The 25,072-nt window shown below is 62.0% G+C and carries 20 protein-coding genes and 1 tRNA gene; 4 read left to right on the top strand and 17 right to left on the bottom strand.

Going from position 1 to position 25,072, the window contains the following annotated elements; all coding sequences use genetic code 11:
* Positions 1-93 precede the first annotated feature (93 nt).
* From J7I12_RS11300 to J7I12_RS11315, 4 genes are all read left to right on the top strand, one after another.
* Complete coding sequence (locus J7I12_RS11300) at positions 94-1,206, top strand: efflux RND transporter periplasmic adaptor subunit (RefSeq protein ID WP_118230218.1); 1,113 nt, start codon at positions 94-96, stop codon at positions 1,204-1,206.
* A 7-nt stretch (positions 1,207-1,213) separates the two neighbouring features.
* On the top strand, positions 1,214-4,417 hold the full coding sequence (locus tag J7I12_RS11305; protein WP_118230217.1) for an efflux RND transporter permease subunit: 3,204 nt from the start codon (positions 1,214-1,216) through the stop codon (positions 4,415-4,417).
* Positions 4,414-5,988: an efflux transporter outer membrane subunit gene (locus J7I12_RS11310; RefSeq protein ID WP_302548536.1), complete on the top strand. Its 1,575-nt coding sequence runs from the start codon at positions 4,414-4,416 to the stop codon at positions 5,986-5,988. Before J7I12_RS11305 ends, J7I12_RS11310 begins: the two co-directional genes overlap by 4 nt.
* A gap of 388 nt (positions 5,989-6,376) precedes the next feature.
* Positions 6,377-6,452: transfer RNA gene (locus tag J7I12_RS11315), tRNA-Ala, on the top strand.
* 275 nt (positions 6,453-6,727) lie between these two features.
* Here the strand turns inward: J7I12_RS11315 and J7I12_RS11320 are convergent.
* From J7I12_RS11320 to J7I12_RS11400, 17 genes are all read right to left on the bottom strand, one after another.
* Complete coding sequence (locus J7I12_RS11320) at positions 6,728-7,390, bottom strand: DNA-methyltransferase (protein ID WP_303193148.1); 663 nt, start codon at positions 7,388-7,390, stop codon at positions 6,728-6,730.
* A 61-nt stretch (positions 7,391-7,451) separates the two neighbouring features.
* Positions 7,452-7,643: a Com family DNA-binding transcriptional regulator gene (locus J7I12_RS11325; RefSeq protein ID WP_303193149.1), complete on the bottom strand. Its 192-nt coding sequence runs from the start codon at positions 7,641-7,643 to the stop codon at positions 7,452-7,454.
* Between the two features lie 237 nt (positions 7,644-7,880).
* Positions 7,881-8,912 (bottom strand): reverse transcriptase domain-containing protein, encoded by a 1,032-nt coding sequence (locus tag J7I12_RS11330; protein ID WP_487126017.1) that lies wholly within the window; start codon positions 8,910-8,912, stop codon positions 7,881-7,883.
* A gap of 809 nt (positions 8,913-9,721) precedes the next feature.
* Positions 9,722-10,147, bottom strand: coding sequence for a four helix bundle protein (locus J7I12_RS11335; protein ID WP_303193151.1), 426 nt, complete (start codon positions 10,145-10,147; stop codon positions 9,722-9,724).
* Position 10,148: 1 nt separating this feature from the next.
* Positions 10,149-10,421 carry a helix-turn-helix domain-containing protein gene (locus J7I12_RS11340; protein WP_303193152.1) on the bottom strand — a complete coding sequence of 91 codons (273 nt, stop codon included), beginning with the start codon at positions 10,419-10,421 and terminating at the stop codon, positions 10,149-10,151.
* A gap of 336 nt (positions 10,422-10,757) precedes the next feature.
* The gene (locus tag J7I12_RS11345; protein ID WP_487126014.1) at positions 10,758-11,162 is read right to left on the bottom strand and encodes a DUF4376 domain-containing protein; all 405 of its coding nucleotides are present in this window, start codon (positions 11,160-11,162) and stop codon (positions 10,758-10,760) included.
* Positions 11,155-11,403 carry a hypothetical protein gene (locus J7I12_RS11350; protein ID WP_487126012.1) on the bottom strand — a complete coding sequence of 83 codons (249 nt, stop codon included), beginning with the start codon at positions 11,401-11,403 and terminating at the stop codon, positions 11,155-11,157. Before J7I12_RS11350 ends, J7I12_RS11345 begins: the two co-directional genes overlap by 8 nt.
* 68 nt (positions 11,404-11,471) lie before the next feature.
* Positions 11,472-12,953: a hypothetical protein gene (locus tag J7I12_RS11355; RefSeq protein ID WP_498793718.1), complete on the bottom strand. Its 1,482-nt coding sequence runs from the start codon at positions 12,951-12,953 to the stop codon at positions 11,472-11,474.
* 9 nt (positions 12,954-12,962) lie between these two features.
* A complete protein-coding gene (locus tag J7I12_RS11360) occupies positions 12,963-16,145 on the bottom strand; it encodes a DUF4815 domain-containing protein (protein WP_498793720.1) in 3,183 nt (1,060 codons plus the stop codon).
* Positions 16,146-16,154: 9 nt separating this feature from the next.
* A complete protein-coding gene (locus J7I12_RS11365) occupies positions 16,155-16,682 on the bottom strand; it encodes a BW3TFN family phage tail fiber component (RefSeq protein WP_487126008.1) in 528 nt (175 codons plus the stop codon).
* A complete protein-coding gene (locus tag J7I12_RS11370; protein WP_498793722.1) occupies positions 16,679-18,274 on the bottom strand; it encodes a phage tail protein in 1,596 nt (531 codons plus the stop codon). The genes J7I12_RS11365 and J7I12_RS11370 overlap by 4 nt, the downstream gene beginning before the upstream one ends.
* Positions 18,275-19,396, bottom strand: coding sequence for a baseplate J/gp47 family protein (locus tag J7I12_RS11375; protein ID WP_487126005.1), 1,122 nt, complete (start codon positions 19,394-19,396; stop codon positions 18,275-18,277).
* Positions 19,397-19,412: 16 nt separating this feature from the next.
* A complete protein-coding gene (locus J7I12_RS11380) occupies positions 19,413-19,874 on the bottom strand; it encodes a GPW/gp25 family protein (protein ID WP_487126004.1) in 462 nt (153 codons plus the stop codon).
* Between the two features lie 343 nt (positions 19,875-20,217).
* Positions 20,218-20,952, bottom strand: coding sequence for a baseplate assembly protein (locus tag J7I12_RS11385; protein ID WP_487126002.1), 735 nt, complete (start codon positions 20,950-20,952; stop codon positions 20,218-20,220).
* A gap of 1 nt (position 20,953) precedes the next feature.
* A complete protein-coding gene (locus J7I12_RS11390; protein ID WP_487126001.1) occupies positions 20,954-21,772 on the bottom strand; it encodes a hypothetical protein in 819 nt (272 codons plus the stop codon).
* The gene (locus tag J7I12_RS11395) at positions 21,769-22,302 is read right to left on the bottom strand and encodes a hypothetical protein (RefSeq protein WP_487125999.1); all 534 of its coding nucleotides are present in this window, start codon (positions 22,300-22,302) and stop codon (positions 21,769-21,771) included. The genes J7I12_RS11390 and J7I12_RS11395 overlap by 4 nt, the downstream gene beginning before the upstream one ends.
* A gap of 144 nt (positions 22,303-22,446) precedes the next feature.
* Positions 22,447-24,987, bottom strand: a complete 2,541-nt coding sequence (locus J7I12_RS11400; protein ID WP_487125998.1) for a phage tail tape measure protein — start codon at positions 24,985-24,987, stop codon at positions 22,447-22,449.
* Positions 24,988-25,072: the final 85 nt, after the last annotated feature.

Consider the following 25,072-nt stretch of genomic DNA (forward strand, 5'->3'; position numbering starts at 1 on the left):
TGAACTGTGTTCATTACAGTTCCGTTCCCCCCGACAGTGGGCTGGGACCGCGGTTTTTGGGCGCAGGAGCGCCTGCCATTACGGAGTGATTGCATGATCAGACGAACGCTTTTTTTCCTTTCCCTCAGCCTGTGCTGCCTGCTGGCGGCCTGCAAGAGCGACGAGAAGACCGCCGGGGCGGACATGCGTCTGCCCGTTTCGGTGGTGGACGTGACCGTGGCGGACGCGCCCTGGCCGGCGGAATACCAGGCCCAGGCGGCCGGTTCGCGTGCCGTGGAAGTGCGCGCGCGGGTACAGGGCATTGTTGAGAAACGCCTCTACGAAGAAGGCGACTTTGTGAAAGAAGGGCAGCTGCTCTTCCAGATCGAGCGCGACCAGTATGAGGCCCAGATGCAGCAGGCTCAGGCCCAGTTCACCAATGCCGAGCGCGAGTGGCGGCGCATCCGTCCTTTGTATGAAAAAAACGCCGTGTCGCAAAAGGACCGCGACAACGCCCTGGCCGCTTATGACAGCGCCCGCGCGGCCCTGCGCCAGGCCAGAATCAATCTGGACTACTGTCAGGTGACGGCTCCGGTTTCCGGCTACAGCAGCAAGGAAAACGTCACCCCAGGCAACCTGGTGAGCAACAATTCTCTGCTCACCTATGTGAACCAGACCGACCCCATGTACATCGACTTTTCCATCCCTGCACCTCGGCGCATGGCCCGGCAGACCCTGGCCGCGCAAGGACGGCTGCGCTTTCCCGAGGGCAACCGCTACAAGGCGCGGCTGCGCCTTCTGGACGGCAGCGTGCACCAGGGCGAGGGCGAAGTGACCTTTATTGACAGCCAGGTGCAGCCGGGCACGGGCGTCATCAAGGCGCGTGCGGTCTTTGCCAATGCCGACCGCAGCATCATGCCCGGTCAGTACGTGCGCCTGTATGTGGAAGGCGACGTGCTGACCCACGCCGTGCTCATCCCCCAGAAGTGCGTTCTGCTGACCCAGAAGGGCTCTATGGTCATGGGCGTGGACAAGGACGACACGGTTTATCCCATCCCGGTTACGGTGGGCGTGGCTGTGGGCGACAAATATCTGGTGCTGGAGGGCCTCAAAGGGGGCGAACGCATCATCAGCGAAGGCATCATCAAGGCCCGCCCCGGGGCCAAGGTGCGCGTGCAGCAGGTGGGCGGCCAGAAGGCGCCCCAGGAAGCCGCGCCCAAGAAGTAGGTAGTTTATGGCTGTTTCCACCAAGCCCAATTTCTTTTTGCGCAGGCCGGTTCTTTCATCAGTCATCTCCATTGTCATTACTTTGGTGGGCGCGCTGGCCATGAAGGCCCTGCCCATTGCCCAATACCCCGATCTGGTGCCGCCCACGGTCAATGTGTCGGCCGCGTATCCGGGCGCTTCTGCGGAAACCATCGCCTCTACGGTGCTGGCCCCGCTGGAAGTGAGCATCAACGGCGTGGAAAACATGCTCTACATGACTTCCACCGCCGGCTCCGGCTCCGGCTCCGGCAGCATCAACGTCTACTTTGCCCTGGGCTCCAACCCGGACATGGCCCTGGTTAACGTCAACAACAAGGTTAACTTGGCCCAGACCACCCTGCCCGAAGACGTGCGCCGCCAGGGTGTGAGCGTGGTCAAACGTTCGCCGGCCATGCTCCAGGCCTTTGCCTTCTTTTCGCCAGACGGCCGCTATGACCAGATTTACATCCACAACTGGATGCAGATCAACGTGGTGGACGAGCTCAAGCGCGTGGAAGGCGTGGGCGACTGTTCCGTCTTCGGCTCCATGGACTACGCCATGCGCGTCTGGCTCCAGCCGGACAAGCTGGCCAAGTACGGGGTTTCCGTCAACCAGGTGAAGGCCGCCATCCAGGAGCAGAACTCCCAGTACGCTCCCGGACGCCTGGGCGATATGCCTACCAGCGCCGACACCCAGCTGGCCTGGCAGATAGACACCCAGGGGCGTCTGGTGACGCCTGAAGAATTCGGCGAAATCATTATCCGTTCCGGGCCGGACAGCGCCATGCTGCGTCTTAGGGACGTGGCCCACATTGAAATGGGCGGCAAGGACTACAGCGTCAGTTCCACCTACAACGGTATGGTGGCCCGCATGGGCGCAGTTTACCTGCTGCCCGGGGCCAACGCCATCGCCACCGGCGACCGCGTTAAGGCCAAGCTGGCCGAAATCGGCCAACGCCTGCCGGACGGCATGGAATACAAAATCGTGGTGGACACCAACGACTTTGTGCTGGAGTCCATCCACGAGGTGCTTTCCACTCTGGTGGAAGCCATGATCCTGGTCATCATCGTGGTCTATGTCTTTTTGCAGAACTGGCGGGCCACGCTCATCCCCTGCATCGCCGTGCCCGTGTCCATCATCGGTACTTTTGCGGGCCTCTACGCCTTCGGCTACACTATTAATACACTTACGCTTTTCGCTATGGTGCTGGCCATCGGCATTGTGGTGGACGATGCCATCGTGGTGCTGGAAAACGTGGAACGCATCATGAGTACGGAGCATTTGCCGCCCAAGGAGGCCACGGCCAAAGCCATGAACGAGGTTACCGCCCCGGTGGTGGCCATTGTGCTGGTGCTCTGCGCCGTGTTTATCCCGGTTTCCTTTATGGGCGGTCTGGCCGGGCAGATGTACAAGCAGTTCGCCATCACCATTTCCGTTTCGGTGGTGCTCTCCGGCGTGGTGGCCCTGACCCTCACCCCGGCCCTCTGCGCCCTGCTGCTCAAGCCCCACGATCACGACTACAAACCCTTGCGGGGTTTTGTCTGGTTCAACTACGCCTTTGGCCGGGTGACCCGCCGCTACGTCAATATTGTTCGCTTTATCAAAAAATCCACGGTGCGCGCTCTTGTGCTTTGCGCCATCATGGTGGCCTTTACGGCCTGGCTTTTCCGCGTGGTGCCCGGCGGCCTCGTGCCCAACGAAGACCAGGGTTACATGCTGGGCATGTACATTCTGGACGACGGCGCGTCCCAGCCCCGTACCGCCAAGGTGGGCGAGGTGATCACCGGCTTTCTGACCAAACAGCCTGCCGTGGAGGCCATTACCACCATCAACGGCCTGGACATCACCTCCATTTCCGTCAAGAGCAACTACGGCACCTTTTTTGCCAAGCTCAAACCCTGGGAAGAACGCACTGCGCCGGGCATGTCCGCCGACGACGTCACGAGCAAGGTCATGGCTGTTACCATGATGCAGCCCGAAGCCGTGGTGTTGGGCTTTACCCCGCCGCCCATCAGCGGCATGAGCACCACCGGCGGCTTTGAAGGCTATGTGCAGATGCGCGGCACCGGCAGCCTCAAGGACATGGAGGCCATGGCCAACAAACTTGTGGCCGAGGCCTCTGCCAAAAAGCCCGACGGCACGCCCAAATACCCGGCTATCGGCATGGTGCGCAACCTCTTTTCCACCGGTTCCCCTCAGCTCTACGCCAACCTGGACCGCGACCGCTGCAAGGACATGGGCATCAGCATTGCCGACGTGTTCACGGCCATGGGCGGCACCTTTGGCGGGGCCTACGTCAACGACTTCAACTACCTGGGCCGCACCTTCCAGGTGCGTCTGCAATCCGAACACAACTATCGCGACTTGCCGGAAGACCTGAACGACGTCTACGTGCCCAACAACAAAGGCGAAATGGTGCCTCTCACCGCGGTTATGACCCTTGAGCGCCGCACGGCCCCTCAGGTGGTGGAGCGCTATAACGTCTTCCCCGCCGCCCACGTTATGGGTTCTCCCGCGCCGGGCTATTCTTCCGGTCAGGCCATCGCGGCCATGGAAGAAGCCGCGGCCGCTGTGCTGGACACCGACTATCAGCTGGGCTGGGTGGGCTCGGCCCTGCAGGAAAAGCTGGCCAGCGCCGATACCACCACCATCTTTGTGTTGGCCCTGGTCATGGTTTTCCTGATTCTGGCCGCCCAGTACGAATCCTGGTCCCTGCCCCTGGCCGTGCTCACGGCCGTGCCCTTCGGCGTGTTTGGCGCGCTGCTGGCCACCTGGGCGCGGGGCCTTTCCAACGACGTCTACTTTCAGGTGGCTCTGGTCACCCTCATCGGGTTGGCCGCCAAAAACGCCATCCTCATCGTGGAGTTCGCCGTAGAGGCCTGGCGCGCCGGGCGCAGCCTGGACGCCGCAGCCTTGCACGCCTCCAAGCTGCGCTTCCGGCCTATCATCATGACCTCCCTGGCCTTCATTCTGGGGTGCGTGCCTTTGGCCATCAGTTCCGGCGCGGGGGCCAACAGCCGCCACTCCATCGGCACGGCGGTCATCGGCGGCATGCTGGTGGCCACCTGCATCGCCACGCTTTTCATCCCCTTCTTCTTCAAGCTGATCATGCAGATCTCGCTGAAAATCCAGGGCAAGACCGATCCCCACGAAGGCCGTAACTCCGTGGGGGACGAACAGGAGGAAATATGAGCGTTCTCCGCTCCGTCCGCGCCACGCCTCTGCTGTGGATGCTGGCCTGCCTTGCGCTGCTGTCGGGCTGTTCTCTGGCGCCTCACTATGATCGGCCCGATCAGGAGCTTCCCGCCCAGTGGCGCAGTGTGGACCTGGGCGCGACGCCGCTGCACACGGACTGGTGGAACCGGTTCAACGATCCCGTGCTCAGCGCACTGGTGGAGGAGGCCCTCAAAAATAATCAGGATCTGGCCCAATCCCTGGCCAACATAGACTCCGCCGCCGCCCAGGTAGGGGTGGCCACCGCCGGGCTTCTGCCCCAGGTTTCGGGCTCGGGCGAGGCGCTGTCTTCCAGCGCTTCGGAAAAAGCGCCCAATACCGGCTCCTACGAAGACAAGGGCCTTACCCGTTCATCCACCACGTATCAGGGCTCGCTCAGCGCCGCCTGGGAACTGGACTTCTGGGGCAAGCTGCGCAACCGGCGCACCATGTTGGGCGACGTGCTCATGAATACGGTTATCGGGCACGAAGCCAAACGCCTGGCCGTGGCCGGAGAAACCGCACAGGCCTATTTCTCTCTGCTGGCTCTGGACATGCAACTGGATACGGCCCGGCGCACCCTCAAAACGCGTGAAGATGCCTTCAGCATCTACTCCAGCCGTTACAAGCAGGGCGACATTACCGAGCTGGACTGGCAGCGCGCCCGCGCCGAAGTGGAAACCGCCCGCGCCCAGGTGCACACCAGCACCGTGGCTGTGGACAAGGCCGAAGCCGCCCTGGCCGTGCTGCTGGGCCGCTCGCCCCGCGACATCATGGAGCGCGCCATGGTCCGTGGTCAGGCCATCAGCATGCTGCCTGCGCCGCCTGCCTTGCCGGCCGGTCTGCCTTCGGACCTGCTGGAACGCCGCCCGGACATCCGCGCCGCCGAGTTTCTGATTATGGCTAATAACGCCAATATCGGCGTGGCCCGCGCTCAGTTTTTCCCCTCCATTTCCCTTACGGGCATGCTGGGCACGGTCAGCTCCTCCGTGGGCAGCCTGTTCAGCGGGCCGGCCGGCGTGTGGAGTTACGGGGTTTCGGGCAATGTGCCCCTGCTGGACTTCGGTAACAACTGGTACAACCTTAAGGACGCGGAAGCCAAAAAGCGCGCCGCCATTGCCGAATACCGCAAGGCTGTGCAAAACGCCTTTGCCGACATTCGCACGTCCCTCACGGCCCAGCGCGAGGCCGACGCCATTGTGCGCAGCATGCAGATCCAGGTGGAAAGCCTGCGCCGCTCCACCCAGATCGCCCGGCTGCAGTACGACAACGGCTATACGGACTACCTGACCGTGCTGGACGCCGAACGCCAGCTCTTTGCCGCCGAACTGCAACTGGCCGGCGCCCTGCGCGACCGTCTGGACAGCGTGGTGGGCGTGTGCATGGCCCTGGGCGGCGGCTGGCAGGACAGCGGCGCACGGCCCGGCTTGCTGACCACAGACGCGCAGGAACTGGCCCGACGGCAGCAGGCCCACCAGGCAGCCACGCCGGCAGCAACCCCGGCAGCAACCCCGGCAGCAACCCCGACCGCCCCGGCCAGGGCGGAGTAGGGCGCAACTGGACGAAATTGGCGAAAGCCAGGTTTATTACGGAGGAAGGGGGAACTTTTGTTCACAAAAGCGCTCCCTCCCCCGTGCCTCCCCTCCCTTCAAAAAACTTTTTCTGGGGCGCGGCGGGTTCGGCCTGCGCGCCTCTGACCAGAGTCGTGTTTGTTGCTGCGCTGACAAGCACGGCCATTGTTTTTCCAGCCGTCCTCTTTTGGTCCATTTTCGGCTTTGGCTCGCAGGATGCGGTACGGAAGTTTTGCGCGGGCGGGCGCTTGGCAGAGGCGGGCGCTTGCCGCCACCAGGCGTGGCTATACCTGCCCTGCGGGCATAGCCGCTTGACAAAATAGGGCGTTTTGCCTATTGCTGTTGTCCTGCGCAGTTGGCGCTGTGTGGGGAAGTAGCTCAGCTGGGAGAGCATCGCCTTCGCAAGGCGGGGGTCGAGGGTTCAAATCCCTTCTTCTCCACCATTTTTCAAGGGGTTACGGTGAAAACCGTGACCCCTTAATTTTTTGTACACATTATCCTGTATACAGGCTCTACACCACAGACGGGGGCAAGCGCCTTCAACGGACCGCTGTGAGCAGTCGCGCAAATTGAGAATTTCAGTCACAAGAGTTGAGAACGGCCCGGACCACTTTTTTAAATATGGCATGGTTTTTGCTTTAAGAATCTTGACTGAAAAACGGGCCAAAGAGGAAGAGGCGCGGTGCGTGTCAAAACAGACACAAACCACGCCTCTTTTTTATGCTTGTTCCTTCGCCGTAAGCACCGCTGTCAGCCTATTGCGGCTGATGTCGTAATACTCCCGCGACAATTCCATTCCCACATAGCTGCGGCCTGTCCTGATGCACGCTTCACCCACGCTGCCGCCTCCCATGAACGGGTCAAGTACGCTGGCCTGCGGAGCTGTTACGGCCAGCAAGTCCTCAATCAGCGCCACGGGCTTGCTGGTCAGGTGAACCTTCTGCGCGGGAATTACCGGATAGGAGTATACGCCCGGCAAGCAGGTCCGGGTATGCGCGACGAAACGTCCCTTGGTGGCGAACAGCACGTACTCGCACTGCTGGCGGAACTTGCCGATTTGCGGGCGGGCGCTCCGCTTGTCCCAGGCTATGACGCCGCGCCATGCCCAGCCCGCCGCCTGCACGGCGTCGCTCAGGGCCGGAAGCTGCCGCCAGTCCGTGAACACCATAAGCGGCGCGCCCTCGCGGGCGATGCGCCAGCACTCGCCAAGCCATAGCGTACACCACATGGTCCAGCTTCTCTGGTCCTTGGCGTCGCCCAGCATGGGGGGATACATGCGTTTTGTTCCGCTCTGCTGGTACTTATGGGCCGGGTCGGCCTGCCGCGCTCCCATGGTAACGCCGCCGCTGGAATACGGCGGGTCGGTCAATACAGCGTCCATGGCACTATCCGGCATCGTTGCAAGAATCCCCAGCGCATCCCCTTGATACAGCGTCACGCCGTCACTCAGACAATTCTTTATCACAATTCGCTCCGTTCTGGCCGTCTGGCGACTCGGAGCAGGGGCGCATGGCCCGCAGGATGGTGAAAGCCCCGCAGCGGGGGCACTTGAACTCCATGACCTTGGCCTGACCTTTGGCCAGGAGCTTGCCGCAATGGCGGCACCTGATTTCTTCGAGAACTTCCTTTTGCATAACGGGTTAAAAGCGTTGCGCCCCCAGGAAAATCCGCTTATCGTGCCCTTGTCTCGCCAGGGACGACACAGACAGGCGGATACTCTGCATGAGGGGCCTAATCCTCATGTGGGGCCGTGGTGGGCTTACGGCAAGCCCGCCGGCGGGGGCGCTCCACGCCCCCGCCTCTGTCAGTCCCCACTATGCCAGCAAAATCCGCGTCATGCCCGGAAAGGACGCGCTCCATGCGAAGGATTTTCAGCGGCTGCCCCGCGTCAGCACCAGCCGCGCCAGGATGTGTTCCAGCGTGGTGTGCCCGTCACAATGCGCCATATAGCCCGTAAAGCTCACCACGCGGGAGCGGATGTAGTCCAGGTCGATTTTCCCGGCCCGGTACAGGCCCGGAAAACTCCTGAACGCCGTTCGCGCCCGCTTGACGGTACGCTTGCGCGGCAGGACGTGGTCCGTCCAGTGCCGGTAGCCCACAAAGTCGATGCCGCGACTTATGGGCCAGACACCCGTTTTCGGATTCAAGCGCAGCAACAGGCTGACCTCCACGAAGTCCCGGATGTTTTCGAGCGCCGTCCAGCACCATTCCTTTGACGGACCGATGATGACGAAGTCATCCATATAGCGGACATAATACTTCACGCCCATATCGTCCTTGACGTAATGATCCAGGGCGTCAAGGTACAGGTTCGCCAGCCACTGGCTTGTCAAGCAGCCCAAGGGCAAGCCTTTTTCCTCACAGCCGTTGTGCCGGACAATCCGCTCAAAAAGCCACAGCACGTCCGGGTCGCTGACGATACGGGGCAGCATGGATAAAAGCCTGTCATGGTCAATACTGCTGAAATACTTTGAAATATCCCCTTTCAAAACGTAAGGGCGGCCCCATTGCGCCGAGGCGGCGCGCATGAACTCCCGCGTCCGCAGGCTTGCCGCGTGTGTTCCCTTGCCCTTGCGGCAGGCGTAGGAATCCGCGATAAAACGCCGCTCAAACCACGGCTCCAGCAGATTCATGGCCGCATGATGCACCACGCAGTCGCCTATGGTGGGCGCGTCGATGGTGCGCGGCTTGACCTCAAGAATACGGAAGCGGCGACAGGGGGAAGGTTGCCATGTATGGTTTTGCAGGCGATCCCGCAAATCAAGCAGGTTGTCTTCCTGCGCGGCGCGAAAACGCACGACAGCCGGACGATACCGCTTGCCGAGCTGCACCTTGCGCCACGCTTCCAGCAGATTGCCGAAACTCACCAGTTCCGGCCAGATATGTTTTGCCCGTTTCGCCATGCTGTTTCCAGGGGCCGGGGCCGCGCTCGCCCATAGGCTACTGGCCGCCCCGGCTCGGTTCGTGTTTCTCCGGTTCTTCTGCCCGGAGCGGAACGCAAACCCCAAATCGCGCGCTGTCCGGCACTCCTTGAAGAACCGGCTTCGGGCGCGAGTTGCGAGGCGGCAACCGATACTCGTAGAGGCATTGGCTGGCGACTCTATCAAGTCGCAGGCGAAAAGGCCCGCACGAACGCCATTACTCCATTGCGCGCCGAGGTCAGGATTGCGTCCCAAATATGGGGGCCGGGGCCACGCTCGCCCGCAGGCTACTGGCCGCCCCGGCCCGGTTCGTGTTTCTCCGGTTCTCTTGCCCGGAGCGGAATGCAAACCCCAAGTCGCGCGCTGTCCGGTACTCCTTGAAGAACCGGCTTCGGGCGCGAGTTGCGAGGCGGCAACCGATATTCGTATTGGCGTTGGACGCTGGATTATTCAGATTGCAGGCGAAAAGGCCCGCACGAACGCCATCCACCCACGACGCGCCGAGGTCAGGCTTGCATCCCAAATATGGGGCCGGGGCCACGCTCGCCCGCAGGCTACTGGCCGCCCCGGCCCGGTTCGTGTTTCTCCGGTTCTCTTGCCCGGAGCGGAGCGCAAATCCCAAGTCGCGCGCTGTCCGGCACTCCATGAAGAACCGGCTTCGGGCGCGAATTGCGAGGCGGCAACCGATACTGGTGCCTGCGTTGGACGCCGCGTTATTCAGGTTGCAGGCGAAAAGGCCCGCACGAACGCCATTATCCCAATTAGCGCCGAGGTCAGACTTGCGCCCCAAATCAGAAAAGGCTATTCTGTTTTTGTGTTCGGCTGCTTGCGCAGGCATCGGCATAAGGTTCCACCTTTTTGATCCAGCCTCCCAGCAGGCCGCCCAGTTCGCGGGCCATGCCTGCCCACATTTCATACGTCTTTTCGTCTATCTGCCTTAGTTTATACGCTTTGCGTATTTGCATTTTCAGATATTCAAGGCGTATGTCCGTACTTTTCAGGATTTCCAGTGTTTTTACTGGTGGTCTTTTTTTGCGCCTTTCCTCTAGCTGTTCCTTGGCTCCCATAATCACCAGAAAGATAATCTGCTCCACGTTGCCACGAATGCTGGCGGACAAAACGTGGCGCTCCGCCTTCTGGAATTTCTGGACTATTTTGTGGGTTTCCACGTCGAAGTCTTCCAGCTTGGCAAGAAGGGTAAAATCTTGCAGCGCCACACTAGCTCCCTTTCTTTTCGGGTGAATGTGCGGCGTCCTTGATATAGAGCTCCGCTATATAGTCCAACATCGCGCCCGGCCTCACTCCCAGAGCAATGGCAATCCTGACCAGCATTTCAATGGATGGGTAGCGCTTCCCGCTTTCAAGCATTGAAATATACGGCGTACTTATATCCATGCGGTCTGCAAGCTCGTCCTGTGAAAAACCTGCATCCTGCCGGAAAGTCCTGATTGCAACGCCCACTCCCGGTAATTTTTTTCTGGTCGTCTTCATCTCCGGCTTATTACCGGGGAGTGGATATAAATACCTTAATCATCTAAGTTAAATTAACGTAGTTGATTAGGGTGACGACTTATTTTTCTGCAATACTGCGAGGCCGCAACTCCGGGGGGCTTTGTCGACGGAGTTCTTCCGAAATGTAAGACTCTTCGCAATGGTCCACGTCACCAAACAGCCTCGCCACAAAATCCACAATGAGCCGAACTTGCTTCCAGCCGGGCCGGGCGCGAAGACGCCAGCACCGGCTTGAAAAGGTTTCATCAGGCCAGCCGCCACAAAGAGCGTTCAACGTCTGGTCAATGGCTATCAGTACATGCTTTAGCCACCGTTTCATGCCTGTTCTCCCGCTTCAAGGGCCGCCTTTGCTGCGCCCCCTTCGGCCATGCAGGCCGCCTTATGACCCAAGGCGTTGGCATACAATGTCAGAAAAGCATCCGCAGTGAATGACAGGCGCACAAGCTCCCCGTCTGCCTTGTAGGCGTTCCACGTCACGCTTTCCGGCAACCCTTTGGCCCCGGATTTATACATAAGGCAGGCGTTAGCCGTATCGCTGAAATTTTGCTGGTCAAAAGAATCATAGGAAAAGTGGAGCGCCTCTCCCTCAACCTCATAGGAAAACCCGGCCAGAATGGCGGCGGAAGTCTGCGCGTCAATGGCGGCACGCTGTTCCGCCTTTTGATGCTCCGCGCCAGACAGCCCTGTCTTTTCGTTAATGCCGCGTGCTTCTTTAGGCATAGCTCACGCCCTCCGCTTTAAAGCCTTCCTGAATTTGCCCGTCTTGCACCGCAAGACGTAGCAGGAGCCGCGCATCAGCCGACGCGCACGCCGGGCACGGCTCAAGCTCACCAACATACCAGACCGCCAGAAAAAGGCCGTCTTCACTGTACTCCGTAGGCACTGCGTACAAAGCCAACTGCCCGCCGTTGTCCACTTCGGCTTCAAAATCCTTGCCGTCATAAGAAATGAGAATGGACATAAACCCTCCAAAAAAATTTCGATGCCCGCCTGCGGCGGGCACAGCAATCCAGTAACCAGTTGACAGTATTACACCTTTGCGAGGCGGCAACCGATACTCGTAGAGGCAACGGCTGGCGACTCTATCAAGTCGCAGGCGAAAAGGCCCGCACGAACGCCATGACTCCATTGCGCGCCGAGGTATAAGACATTCCCGGCGGAACCGGAGCGCCCCCAAAATCCGTCAGGTACGGTTGCCACAGAAGCAGCCGTAGAAGTTGTTGCCGGAAAGAACACGTCGTCCCAGTCAAAACCTTCTCCGCTCCCGCTCTTGAGCGAAGTTATGTACGCAGGATTTGTGCCGTCATAGGCAGGGCAAGCGAAACCAGTTTCCACAAATTCCCGCGTCCCGTTGTTCTTCCACAAACGCACAACACCCGAAGGCAACACGTCCAGCCCCGCGCACATCTGCCAGACGTTACCCCACAAGCCCACATGACCGCGCCACGAAGCCGTAGCCACGTCCGTGGCGTCCACATAGTTAGCCGAAGACGTATCAACGCGACCCCGGCCATACACGGCTTGCGTGTCGGGCGTGGCGGCCTCTATAAGCGCCAAAAGCTGTAATTCCGAGGCTTGATATATGTTCCACATATCAAAGCCCGTAACGCCCTCTACATTACGATTCTGACAATAGCCCTGCATGGTCGGAAAGTTTACCTTGACAAAAGGAACCTTGCCCGGACGGCTGCCCAGCTTCTTGGGCGTTCCTCCATCATCCGTTGACGCATATGTTCCGCAATACCACTTATCCACTTCCTGACCATTCAGCATGAACGAAGGAAAGGGCTTAAAACCGTCTTGCGGCCCAGGGCTGATAAGACGACCACGGCGGCCAGCAAAAGGACCGGAAGCAATCTGAAAGCCTTTGTAGTAGAATTTGCTGTGTTCCTGCATGATTTGACCGTCCACCAGAACCCGCCGAATGGCGTTGTAGGTAGGATGGTAGTCAAAATAGCGCCGGGTTGGGGAAACAGGCTGTCCATATGCGTCTATATTGAACCACAGGCCGGAACCGCCCCCGTCTTCAACGCAGCAAATGCCGATAACAGGTGACAGGCTGCCCACCGTGATGCGCTTCACCAGCGCGTCATGCGCCGAAAGGCTGGCGTCGTGGGCGGTCATGGCTTCCTCCCGCGCCTGCGTCACGGCGGCCACGGCTGCCGTGATGGCGGCTGCCCGCGCCGAGGCTTCGCTGCTCACAGCCTCCGTGCGGGCCTGCACTTCACCCGCAAGCGCCGTCGCGTCCGCCTTTTCCGTGGCAAGAGAAGACAAGGACGCCGCATGACTTTGCAAGGTTCCCTCCGTGGAGGTTTGCGCCGTTTCCAGCGCCGATGCGCGGCTTTCAAGAGAATCCGCCCGGCCTTCCACCCCGTCAAGCCGGTCATCCGCCGTCTTCGCGTGAGCATCCACTTTCTTGAACGCTTCCACGATACGCGGGCAGTCGTCTTCAAGCATGTTTTGCTCATTGGACAGCGGCAGTTCAAGATATTCCGATTTTTTGTCTATCATAATGCCTCCTTACGCCACGGCCATAAGGCGGATGTTCAGGACCATGGGCCGGGCGGCAAGCGTGCCGGTCAGGGTCAGGCGAACCTTTATCAAGTCCGCGCCGCTCAAAGCGTGCTTGAATTTGTATTCCACAAGGCCGTCGCCCTGTTGCGTCGCGCCGTCGGCCTCCATGGCTTCCCACGCGCCGGAATCCACCTGAATTTCAGGCGTCACTCCCGCGCCGGACGGAATCAGGGCGTCGTAGATCAACACGGCCTTGATGGCCCCCGTGGCCGGAATGCTCCGGGTGTAGTAGTCCGCCGCCTGTTGCACGGAACCGGCCAGCACTTGCGAACCCGGCCACAACACCGGCGACCCCTTGGCGTCCCCGACCAGCTTGGCCTTGACCGTCAACGCCCCGGTCAGGGCTTCACCCAGCCGCACGGGCTGGCTTTCCGCCACGGTCAGGCTTTCGCCGGAGGGCAGCCCAAGCTCGTATTCCACCCGCGTTTGCGACGTGGGCGTCTCCGCCAAGGACAAAAGAATCAGGTCCGTGGCCGGGGTCGAAACCTCCGCCGCGCCCAGGTCAATGGTGTTTGTCCCCTCCGCGAACACGGCCTCCAGCAGCCGGAAAGTCAGGTCGCGGGACTGGTGGGCCGTCCAGGTCGATGCGTTGGACGAAGACAAGAGCACGCCGATGGTGTACGGCTGGGAAGCGACCCATTGCTGTTTGGCCGTGTCGAATTTGCCCAGTTCGGCAATGGCCACTTCCGTGTCCGCGTCGTCGCACAGAATGACCAGCGCGTATTCCGTGGACGCGGCCAGGGCCACCGGAGCCGGGAACAGAATCCGCGTATGCCCGCCGCCGGTGACGACTATCCGGTCCGCCGGAACAATGGTTTCCGCCAGCACGGTTCGCGTGGGAACGCCGTTCGACATTTCCCGGATTTGCACGCGCGCGCCGCCAGCGCCCCTGGCCGTGAACCAGATGTCCGCCCCGGCAAGTTGCGTGTCGCTGCCCAGAACGAACGACTGCGCCAGCGGGTCCACCCAGTACGTGGTCACGGTCTGGACTTGCCGGAGCGTTTGCGCCGTCAGCGTGCCCTGGCCCACGAACACGGCGGATCCTTTGGAACCGCCTTCCCCGCCCTTGAATTCCACCGTCTTGGCTCCCGCCGGAACGCCGGGCGGAATGATGAAATGCCCGGCCAGCGCCCCGGATTCGTCCGCCGTCAGCGTGCCTTCCTTAGCTTCAACCGGAATGCCGTCAAAGGTGATGCTCCGCAATATTTCACCGGGGCCGAAGCCCGTTACCTTGAACGCCACTTCTATCTGGCGGAGGTGTTCAAGGTTCGTTGTCGTGGACGCCACGGTTTCCATGGTGGTCTGCGTGCTCCGGCTCCGCACAATGTGGTAATAACCGTCAAGCGTGACATTGAACGCCCGCGTTACGGCACTGGTCCACGCTGTCTGTACTTCATTCCAGCGGTCCACAGCAGGCAAAAGCTCCACCGGCGCGGGCAGAGGTTCAAAGGCCATGTACGGATTGACCTTCATCGTTCCCGTTCTGTACGGCTGGGAAATGAGCACGGCGGGCGTGAAGGTCCGGGCCATGGGCGCGGCCACGTCCCTGGACAGGGCGTAGACGTTGGCCCGGAGCGGCAAGGTCAGCACGCCGTCCACCACGGCGGCGGTCTGCGTTATGCCCTGGTCGCGCATGTCGTCCCCCAGCAGCGGGTCCACAAAAAGCCCCACACGCGCCCCGGATTCCCGCGTGAACACGTCCGCTTCCAGCCGTTGCCGGGCTACTTCCTGCAGGGCGTATTCCACACGGGCCGCCAGAGCTTCCATGTCAGAGAAGGCCACCACGCGCACGCCGTCATTCTTGACCGTGCGCTGTTCCGGCTCCCGCCATATCTGGGTCACGCTGGCCAGCGCCAGGGCCGTTTCCGGCACGGCGGGGGCTTTGGGGTTGTATTCCGCCGCCACCCCCTGAACCCAGGTAAATGCCCCGTCCCCTGTAATGCACAGCCGGTCGATACGCGGCAACGCCTGATTATAGGACACCATGATGCCCGTACCGGAAACAGCCCCGGACACGGAAAAGCCGTCATAATCCGCGTCTTCCGGCGTCAGCGTCTTGTCCAGGTAGGTATACGTCACCTGATAGGTCGAACCCGTGGCCGGTTCGTTTCCCGTGGGCGACCAATCCACCGTGTCCCCGGTGCGCTTGTAGTCCGTCCCGGCTTCATACACCGTATCCCCCTGCTTGATTTCCACCAGGGACATGACCGATGTGTCCGGGAGCGCGTCCGCGCAGCCGGAATAGCTGCCGTGTACCACCGAGACCGTTTTTTGCAGCGTCACCCGTAACGCCGTGATGTTGTGGATGGGAGGATGCGCCACGTTGATGCGCTGTTTCGCGCTCCCGTCCGCCTCGATCACTTCCGTGTCGATGAAGCGAAGGTCCGGCGTCGCCGCGTAGGAAAGACGGCGGGAGGTAAGCAGCTCCACGCCGTAGCCACAGACACGGCAGCGGCCTTCCGCCACCGTGTACACCTGCGCGCCGCCTCCCGCGTCTTCCGCCTGCCGCACGGTCAGGCCGGAGCAGACGTAGGTCCCGCCGCCCGTGGAATCGCGGTCATACCGCGCGATCCCCTGGTTGAAACTGTCCAGGTTCGGCGGCGTTTCCTTTGCGCGAACTACGCCATCGTCGACCGTATGGATGGGGTAGAACTCCCCGGAACCGCCGTCTCCGTCATACCCCCATACGGCCTCCACCTTCTTTCGCCATGCCCCAGGTTCCCCCTCGCCACGGCTGCCCACGGCGGGATTACACAGCGCCGGGTCTTCCAGTTCGGATATGATGCTTTCCCTGAGCCGCACGCCCACGGAAACCGTACCTTGCACGGGAATAACAAAGGACGCGGTCTCCACCGGCCACACTGCCCCGGACAGGTACACCAGACCGGCTTCCGCCGTGAGCGCCCCCGTCTGCGCATTCACCGTTATCTGCGCGTCCTGAAGGATGTCCCCGTCCTTGAACAAGCTGTCCGCAAGCGATTTCACGCGCGCGGCGAACAGGCTTTGCAGCTCGTTCATTTCCGATGCCTGCGTCCCGTATCCGTCACGGAACAGCAGCTCCATATATTTCTTGCCCGCGTCATAGCGGTTCCAGTAGTTGTCTATGCGTTTTCCGCTTTGCGTCTGCATGGCTTTCCCCTATATGGGCAGGACAAATTCAATGGTCTGCCGCACGCTTGGGCTGCGGTTGATGGGCGGTACGATGATTTGCGCGGCCACCAGCAGGCCGGGGCTTTCCAGGTCGTCCGGCGTGTAATAGCGTTGACCGGGCGGCAGGTCCTCTTTCAGTTCCGTATCCATGAATACGCCGATTTCCCGGATCACCGCGTTGTTGGCGTCCTCAAAATTGTAGTTTGTCCGCACATACAGATACGGAGACGGGCCGGTCACGCTTTTATAACGCGCTTCCTGCACTTCTCCTCCCGCGCCCGTGGCCACGGGGATGACAATGGCCCCTTCGTCGTCAGGCTCCACAAAGCCGATGGTCGCCGGAGTGCGGCGGCCCAGCTCATTGACCAGCGCCGTGGCTTCCACCAGGCTGGGCAGCTCCGCCTCCTCGGCATCCCATTCAGGATTCCCGCTCCCCCATGCCAGATGGATGGGCCGGGCGGACAGCGCCAGCGCGATGGCCGCGCGTCCTGTTTTCGTCAGCGTCGCAAGACTCATTCCGTTTGCTCCTTGATTGAGGTTATGCCCGTATAATCGTACCAGCGCCGCCCGGCGGGATTGCCCAGCCAGCGCCGTTCATGCAGCGGGTCGCTTGCCAGCGGGACCGTATCCAGGCCGCCCCATTGCGGAACGGGGGAAGACAACGCCGCGCACGGCACGGTAAGCAGCGCGCCGCCGGACAGGCGCGGCGCTCCCGCGTCCTCATGTGCCGCGCTCAGGCTCCGAAGGACTGCGACGGCGACAGGGCAGCGGTCGGCAAGCCAGCCGCGCCCGGACCACGGCCCCCGCCAGTCGCGTTCACGAAGCGGCGCGGAACGGCAGGCGGCAAGCGCGTGGCCCGCCGTTTGCGGCTTGGCGGGATGCACGGCGGGCGTGCGAAGGCCGCCCTTGTCCTGCCGTCGTTCCAGAATTTCCAGTTCCCGCCGTCCGGGGTCCGCGCCCCAGGCGTCCCCCCAGCGCGTCCCCTGATAAATGACCGCCTGCGGACGGCCATAGCAGGCGTTCACGTCGCCCCATGTGCCGTCGCCGTGGACCTTCACCGGATCACCCGGCTGCGCAGCCGTTGCCAGCTCGGCTGGCTTACGGATGCGGCGTCCCCCTTGCGGGGGTTCCTTGCCGTCGCCCGGCCAGAAAAACACGGCTTCCACTCTGGCCCATGAGCGCCAGCGCATCTTCCATTCCGGCAAAATGCGGTCCCATGTCGCCGCCTCCTGCCAATGACGGGAATCCCAGGCCCCGTGCCACGGGTACGAGCTGGTTGTCCGCACACACCAGTGCAGACTCACGATTTCCCCGATGGTGAAGCCGTGATTGCGCGGAAAAACGTCGCTCCAGGCCGAACGGCTCCACACGGGCCGGTCGATGTACGGCGCAAGAAAGCCCGTCCGGCTCTCCACCCCCAGCCCCGCGCCGGTTTCGTTGTACCGTTCCGAAAGAAAACGCCGCATCATGCCGAAGGACACCACGATGTCTCCGCCTTCGCCTGGCCACGTCACGCCGGAAAACAGGGACCAGAAGCCGTTTGACCAGCCCTGTTCATTTATCGGCCCGCCGCTCCAGACCGTGGGCACGCGGTCGTAAGTGTCCGTGTAGACGCGGGCCAGCACGGAGCGCGCGGGCTTGTATTCGTTCACCAGCCACAGCAGCGTATCCAGGTCCGCCAGCAGGGCGTCCTGTTCCGCCTGTGTCGCGGGCGTTCTGAGGCCGAGCTGAAATTCCGCCCAGCGCGACGGCTGCCAGTTCCGCAGGTTTTCAACGGTCAGAGCGTCAAAACCGTAAAACTTGAGGATTTCAGGCAGGCCCTCGGTCTTGCCGCCCAGCCGATGCCAGCGAAAGGCTCCCACCACGCGGGCGCGGAATTGCTCCGCCGTTTCCTTCGGGTGCCGCACAAGGCCGCGCCCCGTGCCGAACTCCGGCACCAGGTCGGCCTCGCACAGTTCCGGGAACCACTGGCGGCGAAAATACACGATGTCGTCCCGTGTGCTGTCCAGCGCCAGGCTCAAGCCCCGGACAAGACCGGCCAGAGGGCCGGGCGCATGAATCAGCGGCCACGCCAGCCTGTCGTGAAAATATTTCCAGAACTCGGACACCTACATTTCCTCCGCCATGACGGCGCTCAAACTCAGGCTTTCCAGGCACGCCACGCCGTCCGCCGGAACAGGCAGCACGTCTTGCGCCGGACTTGCCCACGTCACCCGCTTGACGCCCGGCACGGCCTTGACCGTATGGGTCAAAAGGTCGAGCGTCAGGTCCTGCCCGATCTGCAATGCCGTCACGTCCGCCAACGGGCTTGTCTCCGCGAACAGCGCCCGCAGCCGGTTCTCCGCCTGCGCCTTGATGGCGTCAGGGTCCCCCGCGACGACTTCGATTTCCCCGTCAATCAGGGCCGCGACCGGCACTGGGCTTTTCACCAGCCAATCGTCATTGATGGGCGTATGCGGCGCAATGGCGGCCCGGACCTTTTCCAGAAGCGCCGCCGTGGGCAGCACGTCCGCGCCCCGGACCACCACGTCCACGGTGCCCTGGCCGCGCGGGTGGCGGTCCAGAATGGACACGGAGGTCACGCCCGGCACGGACAAGGCCCACGCCTTGTAGGCGTGCTTGGTGCAGCCGTTGTTCGCCTGCCATTGCAGGGCGTACCGCTCCCGCAGTTGCGCGTCCGTTTCCTCGTCCGCCCCTTCCTCCGTCAGCCACCCGGCGGGATTCGTCACCCCGGAAATGCCTGTAACCGGCGTCACCAGTTCGCATATCTGCCCGGCGCTGGCGTTGGCCGCAGCCCCGTAATCCTCCGCTTCCACCGGCGCGTCCACAAAGTCCGCCCCGGCGGGCAGCACGGCCACGGCCTGCGTGCCGTAGCGGTAAATCCGCCCCGCGCCGTCCGGCAGCGTGCGCACGATGCGCCCGGCGGGGATGGTGACGTTCGCCTCCAGGCTTCCCTGCGCGGCCCGCAAAAAGCGCACCTTTCCCCGCGCCTTCGTCGCCGCCCGGCGGGAAAGGTCCACACTGGCCGCGTGCATGTCCAGCCATGCGCCCGTGGCGCTGGACGGCGTCGCCTGCGTCAGAAGACGCTCAAGCAGGCTGTAAATCTGCCAGTAGCCCCAGCAGAAAATTTCCAGCAGGCCGCGAACCACGCCTTTGTTCAGGTTCAGCCGCGCGGGCAGATACCCCCGCGCCGCAAGGCTGTCCTGCGCGGATTCCACATACCCGAACACGGAGGCCCGGACCTCCTCAATCGTTCGGGAAACACGCGGTAAAGCTGTCTGTTCTTGGGTCGGCATCTTCAATCACCATTTCCATGGTCAGCTTGTTCACCTGCAACACCAGGTTCAGCGGCGTGTCCTCATCCAGAAAACGCCAGCTTGCCAGCGCCGTGATGGAGCGTGCGTCCCAGGCCGTCACCGTACAGCGCACCGAACCGACGACGACACGCGGGTCTTCCTCAATGCGCATGACGATTTCAGATTCAAACGCCGCCCGGTTCCCCGCCGTGGAATCCTCCAGAATCCAATTATGGATAAGGCTGCCGAACTCCCGGTCATAAAACAGGTTGCCAAGGCGGGTGAACAGGCGCAGGCGGATGTCCTGGACGCCGGTTTCCACCCCGTCCGTCAGCAAAAGTTCACCGTTGGCCGCCACGCGGGCCTGCCCGCTGTCGTCCAGGGCGATGTCCTGCCCCCACAAATCATTCATCCGTTCCTCACTCGCATCCATGCCGGACGGGCAAAGCCCGACCCGGCGCTCGTTCGTCACTCAAGGCGGCGCACGCGCCGCGCCTCCGGCGGCTTGCGGCATGTCGCCTCATGGGAACAACTCTGGCACAAAAAAGCGAAGCGCGCCCGGAAAGGACGCGCTCCATGCGAGGAAGTTTTGGCCGGTTTTGCGGTAGCCGTTAGCGGCCCCGCCGCTTACGGATAGCGACAGCGATTTCTTTGTGTCGCTTCTCAAGTAACCAATTGCTGTCTTCATCCGTAAGCCGCTGAAGCGGCAACGGCTGAAGCCACGCCGGATTTCCGCACGATAAACGAGAACGGCGCTAGTGCGGGCAGCTTCCCCCGCTGCGGCTGCCCGCGTAGCTCATACCTGTCGTTGTGGTGTTCCCGTTGACTTTCAGATTACCGTTTATGGTCAGGTCGCCGTTCTGTATGGAATTTCCGTTGCCGCCGCTGTGCCCGCCCGTGGTGACGTTGCCGTTCTGATAAATGTTCGGCGCTTCCAGCGTCACGGATTGCGCGCCTTTGACAAATACGGTCCGCGCTTCCACCGTGGCTCCCTGGCCCGCCTTGACCGTCCAGCTTTTCCCGGCCTCCGTCCGCACGTCCTGCGGCGTCAGCGTCACCACCCGCTTTTCCTTGTCGATGCGGATTTCCACGCCGTTCTCAAGTTGGATGACAAATTCATTCAGGGCGGCTTTGGGGGCGGACATGCCGCCGCCCCATCGGATGTTCGAGATAAAGGGGTAGTTCGGGTCGCCGTCGTAATAGCTCAAATCACACAGCGCGCCCGTCACGGGCGGGCAGACTACGCCCCGATCCGGGCCGCCCCACAGGACAGGCAGGGCCACGCGCGGCACCACGGGTTCCTTCGGGTCCGCGCTTTCGTCGTTCCGGAGCGGCTGCACGTCGCAGAAGTATTCCCCGTTGCTTGCGTACACGGCCACCACTCTGGCCTTTTTGGTCATGCGGTAGTAATGCCGCAAGTCGGGCATGGCCAGTTCCACCAGCCGACGTATTGCCCCCACAATGTCCCGCTTTCCCTGTTTTTCGTCCATGCTACAACCACCCCATATCCTTGCCGTAGCTGATGGCCGTGGAATTGCCGCCATCCTGCAAGGTGTGCACCACGTCCAGCGCCCGCACCGTGGCGTCCACCCCGCGCCGTGTGTCCCTGATATGCACCAGGCGGCTGTGCGTGAGTCCAGGCAGGAGAACGGCCACCACCACGCCCACGCCGTCCGGCGTCTGCGGCGGCGTGTGCGCAATCAGGTTTTCCGCCGTGGCCACGCTGTACACGTCGCCCGGTTCGTCCCCGGCGCTCCAGGTCAAACCGGACGCACCCAGCCACAACGCATGGCGGCTCATGTCGTGCCCGAACGAACGTTCCAGGGTATGGGATAGCTGTTTGACCGCACGGGCCACGGACACGCCGGAAAAGACCTGATACGGCAGCACGTCGCCCGGCACGTCCACAGTACCCACGGCAAGCCCGGTGCGGGCCAGCAGACGCCGGGCCACCACATCCGCCGGTTCCCGGTAAAAACTCTCCGTTACCGTGGTCGTGGTCAGCGCCTTTTCCAGTCCCACGGCGGTTATGGTCACGGCGTCCGCGCTGGCGCTTGCCGCGCGCGGCTGGTCGATGTTCTCCACCGTGCCTTCCCATTCCTGCCAGTATCCGGTCTCCCCACGGTAGCCCCAGCGCACGGACACGGTTTGCCCCACCGCCAGAACGGCCCGCACCTCGCCCTCCGGGTCCGGAATGACCACCGTTGCACGGCTGACCACGGCACGGCGGCGGAAAACCAGCTCTATGAAGGGACTGCGCAGCACTTCCACCGGCCCCACGTTGCAGCGAACATTCAAACCCTCTATCATTCCACGTCCACTCCGATGACGGTTTCCGGCTGTTCGGCGGCTTTTTCGGCCTTTTCCTTCGCCTTCTTCGCCAGTTCCGCCGGGGTGGGCGTCTTCGCCTGCGCCCGCTCCTGCCTGATGATGGGCGGGTTATGTTCCACAAAGGAAAGCGAGGCCCGGATTTCATCCGTCCGCGTGCTTTCCGCCGAATCCAGACGCGAGAAAACCACACGACGCACCCCGCGCGCCAGCAGGTGACTGTTGGCCACGGTGAAGATGGATGGATTCGCCTTGCCGTCCGTCTTCTTGAAAAAGCCCTCCAGAACGGCCAGCTTGTCGTAACAGGTCCCGGCCTCGTCCGTGAGCAGATACAGAGTCAGGCTGATGTCCGCGTCTTCCCATCCCTGCGGCGTCTTTTTCTTGCCGCTGGCCTTGTCCACGCTCTGTTCGTCAAAGCGTACCTGTCCGCTGACCCGCAGATCGGACAGGATACCGGGCAGCTCCTCCCCGTCTATGCGGACAATACCATCTTCAAACGTCAGAAGTTTCATGCCGCCTCCTTTTTTTTAGCGCGGCGCAAGATGTTGTGCGCCGCAAGGAAGGCGAGCTTTGGGGCGCGGTAGTGTACTCTTTGGTACTCGACCAAGCCCAAAAGCGAAGCCTGACGCCGCGCCGTGCAACATATCGCGCCGCGCTCATGCCATGCTTTCCCCCATTTCCGTGGCGGCGGCTTGCAGTTCCGTAAAGAAGTCCTGCGCGTCCTTGACGTTGGGCAGGGTGATGTTGGCGATATGCAGCGTCCAGGACTGCGGCGCGGCGGCACGGTCCCCGGCGGCGCGCGCCCGCCGGTCCTGTTCCTCGGCCACGTCTTCCGGCGCGCCCGGCGCGGCGGGTATCACCGGTCCCGAACCTTGCGCGGGCGATGTGTTTTCTTCACCCCACAGCCCGTTCCACCAGTTGCCGATGCTGTCTTTCAGGCTCCCCAGTTTGCTGGAAAGCGTATTGTACAGGCCGGGGAATCCCGCGTTCATGCCTTCCCCCAGCGTGGACATGAGCCGCGCTCCGGAAAGCGTCAGCGTGGACAACGGGCCTTCCTTCGCGTCGCTGAACGGCAACAGGTTCCGCAGCTTGGAAAGCGCGTCGGAAAAAGTCTGCTTGAGGCTTTCCACCTTGGACAGGATGCCTTCCTTGAACGTGTCCAGCAGCCGCGCCCCGGACTCGAAAAGGTCTATGGTCGAAAGCCATTCCGTGGCTTTTGCCCAGGCGTCCCGTATCCAGTCCCCGACGCGGAACAGGTCGGCAAAGGCCATGAGCGAGTCGCAGAAGTTGTTCCAGATGTTTTCGGCCATGGCCGTGGCCGTGGTCCAATCTCCGGTCAGGATGGCGCACACCCAGCGGAAAAGGGACACCAGCGTGTCCACGCCGCGCACCACGTTGGCGATCACCGTGGCCACAAGTTCAAGCCCCCATGAAAGGACGCCGCCCAGGATTTCCCCCAGCCCCCGCGCCTCGGATGACGCGCTTTTCACCTCGCTACCAAAGACGGACCCTACAAGGTTGCCCACGAAGTCGAAAAGCTCTCCTATTTTGAGAATGGCCGGGGTAAGCACCGTCACCGCGCCGTCGAAGTTCAGCCCGTCCCAGATACCCGCGAAAAACTCCCGGATACGGTGCGCCACGCGGGCCACCGTGGTCACGACGCCTACCAGTCCCGCCGCCTGAATGTCTTCTGCAAGTTCGCCCCGGATTTCTCCCACGCCGTCCTTGAGCGAACCGAACACCGCCGTCACGCCCCGAACCACCAGCGAGATGTTCCGCCCCCAGCGGGAAAGCGTGGTGGCTATGCCTCCGAAGTCCTTTTTCCAGGCCGCATACAAAAGACCGACGGCGGCTATCAGCGCCCACACCGGCCAGCCCAGCCCCAACAGGGCCGTTTTGATGGCAAGGAATTTCCTAGACACAAACGGCGCGGCCCTGGATACCGCCCATAGCCCGGCGGAAAGCGCCGTCACGGCCAGCACGGCGGCGGCCAGACCTCCGGCGGCGGCTATCAGCCATTGCCCGAACCGCGTTTCCGCTACCCAACGCAGGGCGTCCGCCACCGCGCCAAGCGCGTTGGCTCCGGCGGTGATGACCGGAAGAAAGACGTTGCCGACGGCAATGGCCAGGTTGGTCAGCTTGTTTGACAACAATTGCAGCGCGTTTTGCGTTGTTTTGCTGCGTGTATCAAATTCCGCCTGCATGCTTCCGGCATATTTAGACTTGTCCCCCACAAGCTCAAATGCTTGCGACAGGTTGCCCATGTTCTGCAAAAGTGGAGCAATCGCCCCGATAGCTTCTTCACCGAACATTTCAGTAAGAAGGCTCATTTGCAGTTCCTTGGGCTTGTTCGCCAATGCCTGCAATACCTTAAAAATAGTGCCTTGGGCGTCTGTCTGCATGTCTTTCGCCATCTGTGTGGCTGAAAACCCAAGAGACTGGAACGCGGCGGCTTGGTCCTTGGACATGGCAGCGCCCTTGACCAAGGTTGTGGTAAATTTTTTCAGGGCCGTAGCCGCAATTTCCGGCGAAGCACCCGCAGACAGAAAAGCCGCGCCCAAGGCTGCAACCTGTGTTTCTGCTAGGCCGCACGCCATGGCTGCCGCGCCCACGCGCTGGATGACCTCCCCCAGCGCCGGGGCCGTGGCGTTCATATTGTTGCTCAAATGGTTTACAGCATCGGCCAGGGAGTAAACTTGCGGCAACGAAAGCGCCATGCCCGCGCGCCAGTCGGCCATCATTTTGCCCGCCTGATCGCCCGTGAGGTCGAACGCCACGCCCATTTTCGCGGCCTGCTCCGCGAACTCCGCCAAATCCTGTTTGGCCACGCCGCTTTGCCCGGCGGCGGCGATGATGGCCGCTATGCCGTCCGCCGCCATGGGAATGCGCCCGGCCATATCCATGACCGTTTTGTTCATCTCCTGGAACTCGGCGGCGGTATCGAAATTGACCACCTTTGCCACGTCGGCCATGGCGCTTTCAAACGTCATGGTCTTGTTTGCCGCCATGCCCAGCGCCCCCACCAGGAGCCCGGCGGCCAGCGCCGCCGGACCCATGGCAAGGGCCAGATTGCCCATGCGTGTTCCCAGTCCCGCCGTGGCCGCGTTAACGCCGCTCATGGCCCTTTTTATGCGATCCAGCGGGCCGGACAGCATATCGACCAGGGAAAGTGTGGCAAATACGTTGAAAACTTCCATCGTTATTTTTCCCGAACACCCCAGAAGCTACGGGACATGGAGGCAAAGTAGCGCCGTTCCATCCATACGGCCCGGCGCACCTGTT

Source organism: Desulfovibrio diazotrophicus, from assembly GCF_902498985.2.
In the GTDB taxonomy this organism is placed as follows: domain Bacteria; phylum Desulfobacterota; class Desulfovibrionia; order Desulfovibrionales; family Desulfovibrionaceae; genus Desulfovibrio; species Desulfovibrio legallii.

What these genes read in the sequence shown, in the direction of transcription:
- J7I12_RS11300 (WP_118230218.1), top strand. Translation starts at nt 94, where the DNA reads ATGATCAGACGAACGCTTTTTTTCCTTTCCCTCAGCCTGTGCTGCCTG.
- J7I12_RS11305 (WP_118230217.1), top strand. Translation starts at nt 1,214, where the DNA reads ATGGCTGTTTCCACCAAGCCCAATTTCTTTTTGCGCAGGCCGGTTCTT.
- J7I12_RS11310 (WP_302548536.1), top strand. Translation starts at nt 4,414, where the DNA reads ATGAGCGTTCTCCGCTCCGTCCGCGCCACGCCTCTGCTGTGGATGCTG.
- J7I12_RS11320 (WP_303193148.1), bottom strand. Translation starts at nt 7,390, where the DNA reads ATGGACGCTGTATTGACCGACCCGCCGTATTCCAGCGGCGGCGTTACC.
- J7I12_RS11325 (WP_303193149.1), bottom strand. Translation starts at nt 7,643, where the DNA reads ATGCAAAAGGAAGTTCTCGAAGAAATCAGGTGCCGCCATTGCGGCAAG.
- J7I12_RS11330 (WP_487126017.1), bottom strand. Translation starts at nt 8,912, where the DNA reads ATGGCGAAACGGGCAAAACATATCTGGCCGGAACTGGTGAGTTTCGGC.
- J7I12_RS11340 (WP_303193152.1), bottom strand. Translation starts at nt 10,421, where the DNA reads ATGAAGACGACCAGAAAAAAATTACCGGGAGTGGGCGTTGCAATCAGG.
- J7I12_RS11345 (WP_487126014.1), bottom strand. Translation starts at nt 11,162, where the DNA reads ATGCCTAAAGAAGCACGCGGCATTAACGAAAAGACAGGGCTGTCTGGC.
- J7I12_RS11350 (WP_487126012.1), bottom strand. Translation starts at nt 11,403, where the DNA reads ATGTCCATTCTCATTTCTTATGACGGCAAGGATTTTGAAGCCGAAGTG.
- J7I12_RS11355 (WP_498793718.1), bottom strand. Translation starts at nt 12,953, where the DNA reads ATGATAGACAAAAAATCGGAATATCTTGAACTGCCGCTGTCCAATGAG.
- J7I12_RS11360 (WP_498793720.1), bottom strand. Translation starts at nt 16,145, where the DNA reads ATGCAGACGCAAAGCGGAAAACGCATAGACAACTACTGGAACCGCTAT.
- J7I12_RS11365 (WP_487126008.1), bottom strand. Translation starts at nt 16,682, where the DNA reads ATGAGTCTTGCGACGCTGACGAAAACAGGACGCGCGGCCATCGCGCTG.
- J7I12_RS11380 (WP_487126004.1), bottom strand. Translation starts at nt 19,874, where the DNA reads ATGAATGATTTGTGGGGGCAGGACATCGCCCTGGACGACAGCGGGCAG.
- J7I12_RS11385 (WP_487126002.1), bottom strand. Translation starts at nt 20,952, where the DNA reads ATGGACGAAAAACAGGGAAAGCGGGACATTGTGGGGGCAATACGTCGG.
- J7I12_RS11390 (WP_487126001.1), bottom strand. Translation starts at nt 21,772, where the DNA reads ATGATAGAGGGTTTGAATGTTCGCTGCAACGTGGGGCCGGTGGAAGTG.
- J7I12_RS11395 (WP_487125999.1), bottom strand. Translation starts at nt 22,302, where the DNA reads ATGAAACTTCTGACGTTTGAAGATGGTATTGTCCGCATAGACGGGGAG.
- J7I12_RS11400 (WP_487125998.1), bottom strand. Translation starts at nt 24,987, where the DNA reads ATGGAAGTTTTCAACGTATTTGCCACACTTTCCCTGGTCGATATGCTG.